The sequence below is a fragment of the Desulfovulcanus sp. genome (assembly GCF_982781345.1).
On record NZ_CEYAEZ010000003.1, the window covers coordinates 55837 to 68381 of the forward strand.

Here is a 12545-nt window from a genome sequence, read left to right on the forward strand (position 1 = left end):
AGAGCCTAATAAATCGAGACAATTTTTTCTATCTCTTTGCCACCTAATATCATATCCTTTTTTAGACTTACCATCCTTCAACCTTGGGTCGATGATAGTAAAACTCTACTCGCCGATTTATGGCTCTATTACTCTCGGAATTATTGGGCACAAGAGGCCTGGTGTCAGCATAGCCAACAGCTTTTAACCTGGAAGGATTAATACCGCCTTTTTCCACTATATATCGCAAGGCTGCTGCTGCTCGTGCTGCAGAAAGCTCCCAGTTAGACGGATATTTACCTGAACGAACCGGCCGGTCATCAGTATGGCCGCGGACTATAAGATCAAAATTGTACTCCTTTAAAATTTTGATCACCCGTTCCAACACCTTTGCTGCTTCTGGCTTAAGCTTGGCACTCCCCGGCTCAAACATAAGCCCGCTGTTCACCCGTATAAGCACCCCCTGATCGTCGGGGGTTACATCCACATTTTTTTTAAGAACTCTATCTTCATCCAGCATGGCCTTGATTCGCAAGACCATTCCCAAGAGCAATCGGGCATTTTGGTCCAGAGAAATATCCTTACGCTCAAATTGGGAGGGCGAAAAGGCTATATAATCAGCTTGCTTTCTTTGCACCTGAACACCAAAGGCATCCTTAATAGAACCTAACATGTCCTGAAACTTTTGTATGTCCATATTGGCAAAGGATAAGAGAAGCACAAAAAAAGTCAAAAGCAGGGACATAAGGTCAGCAAAAGTTGCTAACCAACCAGGCAACCCTTCTTCACATTTGCATTCTTCCTGCTTTCTGGGCATAAAACGTAATCACTCCCAACAACTAGTTAAAACTCAAACTTTAACCAATCACTACTTACTGCCTCTAAAAACTAACTATCACTACCCTCACGCAAGGCAGGGGCCAGAAAGGCTTCTAATTTGTCCTGAGTAATGCGCGGATTTTCTCCGTTCAAAATAGAAATGATTCCTTCAACAGCTATCTCCATAAACAAAACTTCTTCTGCACTTCTTTGTTCAAGTTTTTTAGCGATAGGTAAAAAAACAACATTGGCCAAAACCGCGCCATAAAAAGTGGTTAAAAGGGCCACTGCCATGGCCGGGCCAATGGAAGAAGGATCATCTAGGCTCTGAAGCATATTAACCAAACCAATTAAGGTTCCTATCATACCAAAAGCCGGAGCCATAGTGCCCATGGATTTAAAAATTTCCTGGCCCATCTGGTGTCTTTGCTTCATAAAGGCTATCTCAATTTCCAAAACTGACCGTACTGTTTGTTCCTCTGTACCGTCAGCAGCCATAAGTACTCCCTTTTTTAAAAAGGGATCCTCAACCGAGGCCTTTTCCAAAGCCACTAAGCTTTCCCTGCGAGCAATATTAGCCAGATCAATAATAGTTTTAATCATGGCCTTCGGATCCGGGGGTTTGGCAAAAAAGGCCTTTAACATAACCTTAATAGCCCCGAACACTGTGCCCATGGGGAACATAATAAAGGTAACCGCTACAGTACCAAAAACAACAATTAAAATAGAGGGAACATCAATAAACGCCCCCAGACTTCCACCCAAAATAATTGAGCCGATAATCAGGCCAAATCCCAATAGAATTCCGATTAAGGTCCCTATATCCATAGTTTAACCCTTAGTACTTAAGCATCAACTATCAACTAGTTATCCATCGCCGGTGATTTTAATTTAACCTCATCATCTTCAAAGTAAAAACAGACATCTTGTAAGAAATCATCTACCTTATAATAAGCTGGTCCAATACTAATCTCCACACCAGGCCTAATCTCACCGGGACATATAACCCTGGCCTTGTGGTTGAGGCTTCCCTCCATCCTTGTCCACAACTCCTCTCTTTTCTTAGTAAAAATTCTTAGTTTTCCTTCTAAAATTCTAAGTTTTGGACCATATTCTTTTTCGTATTCCGGACCCCTACGCAGCTGGTTCTCCACTAAAAAAATATCTTTTTTTAAATCAGAAATACTTTCTTCAATCTGGCGAACCTTTCTGAGTAACAAGGCATCATAACCCAGAATGAGGACGGTCTTAGCCCCCATCCCTCCTCCTAGTTGCTCTCCAGCATAAACTAATGAGGAAGAACAAACATGTCCGCCTATTAGCCTACCTTTGACCATTACATACTTCCCCGCAAATAAAACACTGTGCAAACACAAACCATCTATGATCAATTTTTCTTGCACAACCAGCTCGGCCTTTTCACAAAAAGGGGTACGCAAATTTTCTCCGGCTTTGATCAGAGCCTGGCCACTTCCTTTAACCCCTTCCTCGATAACCATTGACCCACCAGCTTCCACTTTAGCCCCTTCAACGAGCCTTTTTACCCGGATATTATTGGCCCTGATCTCAAAGCCAGAACGGACTGAACCATGGACGATCATATCGCCTACAAAATAAATATTGCCGGTATGAAAATCCACATCCCGGCGCACATTAAGCACTGTTTTAACCGCTATTTTGCCCTGGTAATAAAACACATAGCCATTGGCCGTAGCAATAAGTTGATCTTCATTCTGTGGATTTACAGCACAGTTAGGTCCAATAGGAAATTCTTTTTGCTCATAAATAAAATTCTGATCATATTGTTCAACATCTTCAGGATCTATCTCTTTCCACTCAGCAAGAACTTGACCGGCTATGACATTCTGGACATAGCCCAAGTTGTAGTAATCAACCTTGCCTTTTTCCAACTGTTTAGGCTTTAATTTCTGATAATCAAAATAGGGATCAAAATAATGATGTAAATAGTAGGGCATAACTTAGTAGTTAAAGTATAAACTTCTTACATAAAATTTTAACAGATAAAAAATACCTATTTTATACTGCAGGAAAACATACTTCCCCAAAAAAATGTTAAATTGACCCTTAACTTTTAACTTCAACTTTTAAACTTTTATTAGGCTGGCATAACTGTTATCAAATCATCTTCATTATCAAGAATATCAAAAAAATGCAGCAAATTAACCAACTTTAAGGTCTTTATTACCTGCTCAGATGGCGCAAGCAAATAAAATTTTTTACCACTATGCTTGGCTCTATTATTAGTAGCTACTAAGAGCCCAATGCCTGAACTATCTAAAAAATTAATCTTAGCCAAATTAATGACCAGGACATCCCAGTCATCAGCAAAAATATCTTCAAATTTAGCCTTAACCTCTTCCACAATCTCCAGGGTAAGTTCGCCCTGGAGACTAATCAGGCACAACATACCTTGTTTGTCTATTTGTAAACTTTCCACTTTTCCTCCTGAATATACTTACGAATTATTATTAAATTCTTACCATCAACCCGTTTATAAACAAACTTGTCAGCCACTTTTCGCATAATAAAAATACCCCGCCCTGATGTTGCCTCCTCTTTAGGCAAGACAAGGGAACAACTTGACAGGATACTAGGGCTATTAAAAACTTTACCCCAGTCTATAACTTCAAATTGAATATATTCGAGAGGAACAACCTTCAATCTCAACTCCAGCTCTCCTTCCTTTCCATCATAGGCATGTACAACTATATTGTTACATGCCTCGGTCAGGGCCAGTTGCAATTCATAAAGGAGATCATTTTCAATTAGCTCTTCTAAAATAGTCATCACGGCCTTAACCACCAACCGAACTGTATACGGTGTTGCAGTAGTTTTAAGAGTAATCTTCATTTTCAGGCTTTATTTATATAAAAACTACTCTGACTTTGTCTCTACCCATAAAGCTGTCAGATCATCGCGATACACAGGAGGAAGAACTGGTATAGAATCTAATTTATCCTTTACTTCTTCCAGGTAAAACTTTTCGGACTGGAGCAAATTCTCTACCAACCTCAAAAATCTATCCAAACCAAAAACATTTTTGGGAGAGAGCTCCCATTCATAAAATCCATCTGTAAACAAAAATACGCCCACGCCTTGAGTGAAATCAATCTTCTTAGCTTCAACTTCTAAAGGAAAAAAACCTAAAACTGGCAGATAAGCATCCAATCGCAAAATCTTCTGACCATCGACTTTTACTAGCCCTGGGCAATGACCTGCATTTACATATTCAATCTTTTTTTGTGCCAAATCCAAATCACAGGCAAACAAGGTGATAAAATCGGCTTCCTCCCCTAATACCTGGCATAAATGTTCATTAATAAGACGGACGCTTTCACTCAAAGACGTATAGTGCTGTTTAGTCATATAAAATAAGGTTCTGACCATAGCCATTATATAAGCAGCTCTGGCCCCATGTCCGGAAACATCAGCCACCACAAAGCGCAGCACATCCTTTTTGACAGCAAAATAGTCAAAATAGTCACCACTGGCCATACCCGAAGGGATGTATAAAGACTGTAAATCAACACCGGGGAAAGAAAAATTGCTTCTTGGCAAAAGTCTTTCTTGCAAATCAGCAACCATATTTAGTTCCTGGGCCATTCGTTCGTACGCCTTGTGCAACCTGAATAACAAATAAACCTGCCTTTCAGCCACTCCAATTCTGGCGATGAGTTCTTCTTTAGAAAATGGCTTGGTCAAAAAATCATTGGCCCCAAGATTCAAAGCCTTAATCTTAACTTCCTGTGACTCTTCTCCGGTCAAGACTATGATAAAAACATCATTGTTATTGGCCTTATTTCGGATATAATCTATGACTTCTAGCCCATTCATCTTAGGCATGTTTAAGTCCAATAAAATTATATCAGGAGAAAAGCTTAGATATTTATCGATGGCTTCTTCGCCATCCTTGGCTTCAACAAAGTCAAACCTCCCTTTTAGTAGGCTAACCAACATTCTTCGATAAAAACTGGAATCATCAATAATAAGGGCTTTAATTGTCTCGGCCATAACTATTTAGAGTGGACTAAAATCTTTATTCTTGACTATGCACATCCATTGACACCACTGTACAATACGTGAGGCATCATGCCTCACGCCTTCTAAGGTCATTCTGAATTCCGTAAAGAAAGAACTCAAAACTCATCGCTATCTATCCAGATGGTCACAGGCCCCCAATTACACAATTGCACATCCATTTCCGCTCCGAAAACGCCTGTCTGCACTTTCGGCCATAACCTTTGGAGATCATTTTTAAATTTATTAAAAAGTTTCTCAGCCTCTACTGGATGAGCAGCATGAGTAAAATTCGGTCGCCTTCCCTTACGACAATCGGCGAATAGTGTAAATTGAGATACCAAAAGAATTTCACCATCTATATCGGTCAGACTCAAATTTAGCTTACCTTTACTATCAGGAAAAATCCTGAGATTTACAATTTTTTGTAAAATCTTGTCCCAGGCCTTATCCTGCCAGAGCTTTGTATCCGGATGAGTAAAACCTACAAAGAGCAGAATCCCTGTATCTATTTCAGCTACGGTCTGACCATCTACAGTCACCATGGCTCTTTTTACTCTCTGCAATAGGATGCGCATTACTCATCCTCCCGGTAAAACGCCATGGAACTAGTTTTCTCTGCGACCATAACATAAGAAAGCTTAACTTTGTCACTGGGTAAAAGACTCTTCATGTGCCTAAAAATAAACTTAGCTAGAAGTTCGGAAGATGGATTTTTTTCTTTAAACTCATCAAGATCATTTAGATGCTTGTGGTCAAGTTTATCCAGGACAGTTTGTAAATGTTTTTTTAACACTTTAAAGTCAATTAATATCCCGGTTTGGGGCTCAAGCTGCTCTCCCCACACTTCCACCTCTACCTGGAAATTGTGTCCATGCAACGCTTCACATTTTCCAGCATAATGCCTTAACTGATGAGAAGCACTGAATTCCGACCTCACCCGTAAAAACCATTTTGAGTTTGTTGTACCCATTTTTTTAATAGAGTTTATTTATAGTTGTTATTAATTGTTGTTTGTGGTCATGCAATGTTTGAATAACAATGATATGTAATAACCAAAATTTACCTTTTAGCCTTTTAACCTTTCAAGTTCTGTCCAAAATCTCTGATTGGGACTTATTCCATACTCAGGGCCAAGCTGCAATTTGCATTCAAAATCTTCGCCTAACAGCGAGAGCTGTACCGGAACCTGACCGGGATACTTCTCTATAATTTTCTTCAACCCAGTCCACACCCCGGTTCCGCCATTTTCTCCTTTTTGAACTATGTCTATGGTAATGTTTATGGGACGATGATCATTGTTAATGGCATCTTGTAAAAGCTGCACCTCCTGGCCCAGAAGTTTTATTTGCTTAGGTCTATCATTGTCTTCACTATCGCTTTCGGTGTTTTGCAATCCCTCGTAGGCACTTATTTTAGCTTTTAGAAACAAGGGCTCTTCACTGTCTAAAAGACTTTTGTACTGTGCGTAGACATCGGCAAAAAAGGTCACTTCGGCACTGGCACTTAAATCCTCGATCTGGCAAAAAGCCATCTTCTCGCCTTTTTTGTTCAAATGTTCCTTTTTGCCTACGACCATGACGGCCACATGAACCTCTGTTCCTGCCGACAGTTCACGACAACGCTGCAATTCATTTATCCCCAGCCTTTTTATTTCTTCTTTAAAGGGAAGAAGAGGATGTCCGCTAAGATAAAGCCCTAAGGCCTCTTTTTCCATTTTTAATTTCTCTTCATCTGAAAATTCTTCCAGACTATTTTGCGGACAATCCAGTCCAAGACCAGAGATTGAATCAGAGTCTTTTTGGACCAGACTTAAAAATGATAGTTGGCCTTTGCTCTTATGTTTGGCTTTTTGCTGAGCCCTGGCCACAACTTTCTCCATGCCTGCGAGGAGTCCATTCCGGCTACACCCAAGGCAGTCCATGGCCCCGCTTTTAATGAGCATCTCAATGACCCTTTTGGTCACTTTTCTAAGGTTCACCCGTTCACAAAAGTCGAGCAAGCTGGTATAAGGGCCATTAACTTCTCTTTCCCTGACAATCTCTTCAATAGCCCCTTGCCCCACATTCTTTATTCCGGCCAGTCCAAAACGCATTTTGCCACCCTCAACACTAAAATAATAGTGGCTATGGTTAATGTCCGGAGGAAGGACCTCTATGTTCATATCCCGGCAGGCATTGATGTGGGTAATAACTTTATCCGTATTGTTCACTTCGGAAGTAATTAGGGCCGCCATGAACTCCACCGGATAGTGGGCTTTTAAATAGGCAGTCTGATAAGAGATCAGAGCATAAGCAGCGCTGTGAGACTTATTGAACCCATACCCGGCAAATTTTTCCATCAAATCGAAAATATGCTCCGCTACTTCTTCCGGAACATTGTTCTCACGGGCGCCCTGCATAAATTTGGTCCTTTGCGCGGCCATCACTGCTGGCTCTTTTTTGCCCATGGCCCGACGTAAAATATCTCCATCTCCTAAAGAATAATTGGCCAGCACAGCGGCTATCTGCATGACCTGTTCCTGATAGAGAATGACCCCGTAAGTTTCCTTTAAAATCGGCTCCAAAGCCTCATGAGGATATTCTACAGGAATCTGCCCATGTTTGCGGCGAATAAAATCATTGACCATACCACTTTCCAGAGGTCCAGGTCGATACAGAGCCAAAAGAGCAATAATATCTTCAAAACAGTTTGGCTTTAAGTCAGTAAGCACCTTGCGCATACCGGAACTTTCCAGCTGGAACACACCGTCTGTCTCTCCAGCGCAAAGGAGTTCGAAAGTCTTCTCATCATCAAGGGGAAGTTTATCCATATCCGGGACTTGCTTTCCACCCTGCCTGGCCAGTTTTAAAGTATCGCTGATCACGGTCAGGGTCTTCAGGCCCAAAAAGTCGAATTTGATCAGGCCCACCTTTTCAACGCGCTTCATATCAAACTGGGTAACAACTTCACCCTTTTTCCCCCGGTACAGAGGAAGATATTCATCCATGGGCTTGTCAGATATGACAATTCCGGCAGCATGGGTGGAAGCATGTCTGGCCAGTCCCTCCAAACGCCGGCAGATATCCATGAGTCTGGCTATACGTTCATCTTCCTCCACCATCTTTTTTAAGTCAGGTTCCTTTTCCAGGGCCTTATCTATAGTCATTTTCAGCTCATCGGGGATAAGCTTGGCGATTTTATCTGCCAAGGACAAACTAAGCCCCATTGCCCGAGCAACGTCCCTGACCACGGCCTTGGCTTTCATCGTCCCGAAAGTGGTGATCTGGGCTACGCTATCCTTGCCGTATTTTTCAGTTACATAGCGGATAACTTCTTCTCGCCGATCATAGCAAAAATCCACGTCAATATCCGGCAGGCTTGTCCGCTCCACATTTAAAAATCGCTCAAAAAGGAGTTTGTATTTGATGGGATCAAGGTTGGTGATTTTTAAGGCGTAGGCCACCAGACTACCTGCTGCCGAACCTCTGCCTGGTCCAACGGGTATACCTTGTGCTTTGGCCCAGTTGATAAAATCCTGGACGATCAAAAAGTAGCCGGCAAAACCCTTCTGACAGATTATCTCCAGCTCTTGTTCTAATCTCTGCCAGTACTTTTCCTCGTCCACCGAATAGGGCAAATCCTTTAACCTTTGTTTCAGCCCCTCACGGGCCAGACGGACAAACTCGTCTTCCAGGGTCATGCCTTCAGGCAAGGCGTAAACCGGGAAATAGTGTTTGCCCAGATCTAGTTCTACCTGGCATCTTTGGGCAATCTTCTGCACATTTTCCAGGGCCTGTGGACAATCTTTAAATGCCCTTTCCATCTCCTCAGGGGATTTAAAATAAAGTTCATCAGTATTAAAACGCATCCGGCTTGGCTCATCCACCTTGGAATTGGTCTGGATGCAGAGCAAAATATCATGGGCCTGTACATCATCTTTGGTCAAATAATGACAATCATTGGTGGCCACCAAAGGCAGACCTGTTTTTTGAGCCATTTCCTGGAGCTTTGCATTGACTTCTTCCTGCTCTCTAATCCCGTTTGCCTGCATTTCCAGATAAAACCTGCCCGGAAAAATATGGGCACATTCTCTGGCAGAGTTGAGCCCGGCCTCAAAACCCTCCTTTTGTAGTTTATACTGAACTTCTCCTTGCAAACAGGCTGACAGGGCAATAAGTCCATCACTATATTTTTTTAAAATCTCTTTATCCACGCGCGGCTTATAATAAAACCCGTCTAGCCAGCCTTTGGTTACAATCTTGATAAGATTATGATAACCTGTTTTATTCTCGGCCAGAAGCACCAAATGATAACGTTCCGTACCCTTTTCTTGATGATTCTGGGCCACATAAACTTCACAACCAATAATAGGATTTAAGCCAAAATCTCTGGCTGTGGTATAAAATATGACAGCCCCGAAGAGATTGCCATGATCCGTAATGGCTGCGGCAGGCAGGCCATAGTCCACGGCCCTGGCACAGAGATCCTTTATTTTGATGGCCCCGTCCAGGAGACTATATTCTGTATGACAATGCAGATGAACAAATCCGGACATTTGTTAGATTCCCAGATCCTCATTTATAAGAACTATCTTTATCCGCCCTTTAGGAAAGGATTTCTCTGTTATAGTCCAAACATTGCAAATTCGTTCCGGGCTCTGGCAATCATGACAAGAGCTGGTTTTGGTACACGGAGTCTTTTTGTCAAGTCGCATAGCATTTGCCGGGGCAGCATACTCCTTGATGCGAGTTACAGCAGCTTCAAAGTCAGACACGATCTTATTTCTCCCGGCCAAAACCAAAACAAATTTAGGTCCGAAAGTGATGGCCCCTACTCTGTTTCCGATCATATCCAGGTTCACCAGGGCGCCATTTTCAGTGATTGCATTTGTTCCAGTGACATATAAATCAACAAAGAGAGACTTGCGTCTTAGTTCCATTGCTTCGTCTTTTGACAAGCCTGGGACATAAGTATCAATGACCTTCAATTCCATTTTTTTTAATTCATCATAAAGTCCAGTCTGCTTAAAAGTTCTGGACCCTCCCCAGGATACCGAAACAGGACTTGTTGCAGGCAAAATTTTCTGCAGTACTACCTCCCTGGCCTCCTGTACATTATTGGCTAAAAACACCTCAAAATTATTGGCCTCCAGATTTTCTTTGACCTCATTCAGCTTAATGGTCCAATAGTTTTCTAGAAATTTTTTCATTTTCTCCCCCTGTACAGAAATACATCGAAAAAATCAGATTCGTCTACAAGGAACAACCACAAGAGATTCTTTTCCCTTGTGCTCAGAATGACTTATCCATACCTGTTACTCTGAATCCAGCCTTCGGCTGGATAAATATAAATTTTATTAGGATTCAATTATAAACATATAATGTGCCTAACCAAGCTGTTTTTTCAGTTGGGAGTTCCAAGTCGGTAGACGGTGAAAGCACTCCATTCTGAACTCAAAATTCAGGGTGAACACAGAGAACCATCCCTACTTGCGACTCAATAATTCAAAACCCGGAAAACGGATATAAAAATTAGCCTCAAAAGGCTAGAGTTAATCTGTGATTCGTGGCTCATAATTTAGCTATTTTTTTTGTCAAAAATACACATTTTTATTTATAACCTATTGATAAAAAAGAATGATTTTTATCTACTAAAAATGCCTTTGACCATCCTACCTACTCAACTACTCAACCAAAATGCAGCCTTCGGATGCACCCATTTTTTTCCACGGTTTTTACTGGCCGGTTTGACGCTGGCGTAAGCTCCATGAACACGTGACTTGTTTTTTATGAATTTTGCATTTATGTAATTAAATTCCAATCAGTTATAAATTTATTTATTCCAAAGTAAATTTGGACTAAGATTGTTGTTATTACAAGAATCAAAACTCCGAATCACAAAAATTTATGGATAAAATCAAAAAAAAACATATTTGGGGCCTACCTCTAGCCCACGATGTCTATAGCCCAAACGGTCGTTTTTTATTATCTAAAGGCACCCGTTTAGAACCTACTCACCTACGCATTTTAAGCATCTGGGGCGTAGAAAAAATTCTGGTTCATGATCCAAAAGATTTTTCACCAAAAGAAATTAGTCTAACAGACCTTCTTCCTCCCGTTAGATATCAGCCCCGGTCCCTCTCTTTAACCAGACCGGACATTTCCCCTCATGACCAGGAATCTGTGTTATTAAAACAGGTCATTCAAGATGGTGTTAGCCTGGGTAGCTTCGAAACCAGCCTGAACCAATTGGAATCTCCCCTTATAATCCTGCAAGAAACCGAGAGCAAAATAAAAAAATATTTTCACTTTGAAACAACATCCTTCTTTTTGATCAACGAAGACAATTCTGACCTGGCTCCGGCCTTTTTTTCCCCGAAAAAATCAAAATCTTTTTGGACAAAAGTCTTGGATAGTCTCATACTGGAACGATTTATTTTCCAGGCCATTACTAAGCAAAAATCTGTTGTTGTCTCTGCCCCGGACCAAGATAAGACCTTTCTCATCCACGCCCTTGCTACCAAATCTAGAACCAGAGGGATCTTTCTAGGACTTTTAAAAGGTGAAGATGATTTTTATCCTGTCAAACAACTTCTCTTATCCATAATTATGTTTTGCTCCGCACACATGCTGGAATCTTACGAGCTGTATTCGCAAATTAAAAAGAAAAATACCCAGCTAGAAAAATCCCTTCAAAAACTAAAAAAGACTGAACAGGAGCTTATAAAACATAAAGAAGAGCTGGAACAATTAGTTGCCGAACGAACCAGTGAACTTGTCAAAACCAATGAAGACTTAAAACACGAAATCGAAGAAAGAAAACATATCGAAAAAAAACTTATCCTGGCCCAAAAAAAGGCCAAAGAAGCCAACCAGGTCAAAAATGAATTCCTGGCCAATTTAAGCCATGAATTGCGAACCCCTTTGAATGCAATCCTGGGTATGACCGAGCTTGTTCTCCTGTCGAAAATTGACGATGAGGCCAAAGAAAATCTGAATATCGCCTATAAAGCCGCCCAGGGCTTGTCTACACTTATAGACGATCTCCTGGATATGTCTCTAATTAAATACGGAAAGCTAGAAATAAAGGAAGAAAACTTTTTTTTGACAAAAACCCTGGATTCTATTCTGGACATATTCATGCATCAGGCTCAGAAAAAAGGGCTGCGCATCTCTTATCATATTGATCAGGGTATTCCTGATTTACTCATAGGAGATGTTTCAAGAGTGCGCCAGGTCTTGGTCAACCTGGTCGGGAATGCCATTAAATTTACAGACAAAGGAGAAATAAAAATCATTGTCCGGCTCCAGGAGCTAACTCACGAGCACTCAATAACACTCCTATTTGCTGTCCGGGATACCGGATGCGGCATTCCCAAGGACAAAATGGATTTAATTTTTGAACGCTTTACTCAGGTTGATGGCTCATATACTCGCCAACATGGAGGAACCGGTCTGGGACTGGCTCTGTGTAAAAAAATCGTCACGTTACTTGGAGGCCGGATCTGGGCTGAATCTACACCTGGCCAGGGTTCAACTTTTTATTTTACCCTACCCTTTAAGACTGAAAGCTGAGGGCTTAATATTTAAAAGAAAATTTGAAACAAAAAATATTTACACTTCAAGCCGCTTTTAAGCCTGTGGCCAAACCCCATTTTAACCGCTGATTGAAGGTCTTGGTTTCTGAAATGCATTACAAACGGCTTGGGTAACCCATCTTAGGGAAGC

11 protein-coding genes are annotated in these 12545 nt (G+C 41.3%); 1 reads left to right on the plus strand and 10 read right to left on the minus strand.

Going from position 1 to position 12545, the window contains the following annotated elements; translation table 11 throughout:
* Positions 1-67 precede the first annotated feature (67 nt).
* The 10 genes from AC3WVG_RS01015 to AC3WVG_RS01060 all read right to left on the minus strand — a co-directional run bounded on the left by AC3WVG_RS01015 (position 68) and on the right by AC3WVG_RS01060 (position 10027).
* On the minus strand, positions 68-796 hold the full coding sequence (locus AC3WVG_RS01015) for an OmpA/MotB family protein (protein WP_252381340.1): 729 nt from the start codon (positions 794-796) through the stop codon (positions 68-70).
* Between the two features lie 71 nt (positions 797-867).
* Entirely contained in the window at positions 868-1626 is a 759-nt protein-coding gene (locus AC3WVG_RS01020; RefSeq protein ID WP_488796314.1) for a motility protein A, read from the minus strand.
* A gap of 35 nt (positions 1627-1661) precedes the next feature.
* Positions 1662-2774 (minus strand): flagellar assembly protein A, encoded by a 1113-nt coding sequence (locus AC3WVG_RS01025; protein WP_488796315.1) that lies wholly within the window; start codon positions 2772-2774, stop codon positions 1662-1664.
* Between the two features lie 140 nt (positions 2775-2914).
* On the minus strand, positions 2915-3256 hold the full coding sequence (locus AC3WVG_RS01030; RefSeq protein ID WP_488796316.1) for an STAS domain-containing protein: 342 nt from the start codon (positions 3254-3256) through the stop codon (positions 2915-2917).
* Positions 3238-3669, minus strand: a complete 432-nt coding sequence (locus AC3WVG_RS01035; RefSeq protein ID WP_488796317.1) for an ATP-binding protein — start codon at positions 3667-3669, stop codon at positions 3238-3240. Before AC3WVG_RS01035 ends, AC3WVG_RS01030 begins: the two co-directional genes overlap by 19 nt.
* A gap of 24 nt (positions 3670-3693) precedes the next feature.
* On the minus strand, positions 3694-4830 hold the full coding sequence (locus AC3WVG_RS01040) for a PP2C family protein-serine/threonine phosphatase (RefSeq protein WP_488796318.1): 1137 nt from the start codon (positions 4828-4830) through the stop codon (positions 3694-3696).
* A gap of 125 nt (positions 4831-4955) precedes the next feature.
* Positions 4956-5414, minus strand: a complete 459-nt coding sequence (gene dtd, locus AC3WVG_RS01045) for a D-aminoacyl-tRNA deacylase (RefSeq protein ID WP_488796319.1) — start codon at positions 5412-5414, stop codon at positions 4956-4958.
* On the minus strand, positions 5414-5809 hold the full coding sequence (gene queD, locus AC3WVG_RS01050; RefSeq protein ID WP_488796320.1) for a 6-carboxytetrahydropterin synthase QueD: 396 nt from the start codon (positions 5807-5809) through the stop codon (positions 5414-5416). Before queD ends, dtd begins: the two co-directional genes overlap by 1 nt.
* A 96-nt stretch (positions 5810-5905) precedes the next feature.
* Complete coding sequence (dnaE, locus tag AC3WVG_RS01055; protein ID WP_488796321.1) at positions 5906-9373, minus strand: DNA polymerase III subunit alpha; 3468 nt, start codon at positions 9371-9373, stop codon at positions 5906-5908.
* Positions 9374-9376: 3 nt separating this feature from the next.
* Positions 9377-10027 carry a lactate utilization protein gene (locus AC3WVG_RS01060; protein WP_488796322.1) on the minus strand — a complete coding sequence of 217 codons (651 nt, stop codon included), beginning with the start codon at positions 10025-10027 and terminating at the stop codon, positions 9377-9379.
* Between the two features lie 697 nt (positions 10028-10724).
* On the opposite strand from AC3WVG_RS01060, the gene AC3WVG_RS01065 reads away from it, so the two are divergent.
* Positions 10725-12392 (plus strand): ATP-binding protein, encoded by a 1668-nt coding sequence (locus AC3WVG_RS01065; protein ID WP_488796323.1) that lies wholly within the window; start codon positions 10725-10727, stop codon positions 12390-12392.
* Positions 12393-12545 lie beyond the last annotated feature (153 nt).

Bases quoted from the DNA above. Each gene is read 5' to 3' on its own strand.
- AC3WVG_RS01035 (WP_488796317.1), bottom strand. From the start codon at position 3,669: ATGAAGATTACTCTTAAAACTACTGCAACACCGTATACAGTTCGGTTG.
- dnaE (WP_488796321.1), bottom strand. From the start codon at position 9,373: ATGTCCGGATTTGTTCATCTGCATTGTCATACAGAATATAGTCTCCTG.
- AC3WVG_RS01025 (WP_488796315.1), bottom strand. From the start codon at position 2,774: ATGCCCTACTATTTACATCATTATTTTGATCCCTATTTTGATTATCAG.
- dtd (WP_488796319.1), bottom strand. From the start codon at position 5,414: ATGCGCATCCTATTGCAGAGAGTAAAAAGAGCCATGGTGACTGTAGAT.
- AC3WVG_RS01040 (WP_488796318.1), bottom strand. From the start codon at position 4,830: ATGGCCGAGACAATTAAAGCCCTTATTATTGATGATTCCAGTTTTTAT.
- AC3WVG_RS01020 (WP_488796314.1), bottom strand. From the start codon at position 1,626: ATGGATATAGGGACCTTAATCGGAATTCTATTGGGATTTGGCCTGATT.
- AC3WVG_RS01060 (WP_488796322.1), bottom strand. From the start codon at position 10,027: ATGAAAAAATTTCTAGAAAACTATTGGACCATTAAGCTGAATGAGGTC.
- AC3WVG_RS01065 (WP_488796323.1), top strand. From the start codon at position 10,725: ATGGATAAAATCAAAAAAAAACATATTTGGGGCCTACCTCTAGCCCAC.
- AC3WVG_RS01015 (WP_252381340.1), bottom strand. From the start codon at position 796: ATGCCCAGAAAGCAGGAAGAATGCAAATGTGAAGAAGGGTTGCCTGGT.
- queD (WP_488796320.1), bottom strand. From the start codon at position 5,809: ATGGGTACAACAAACTCAAAATGGTTTTTACGGGTGAGGTCGGAATTC.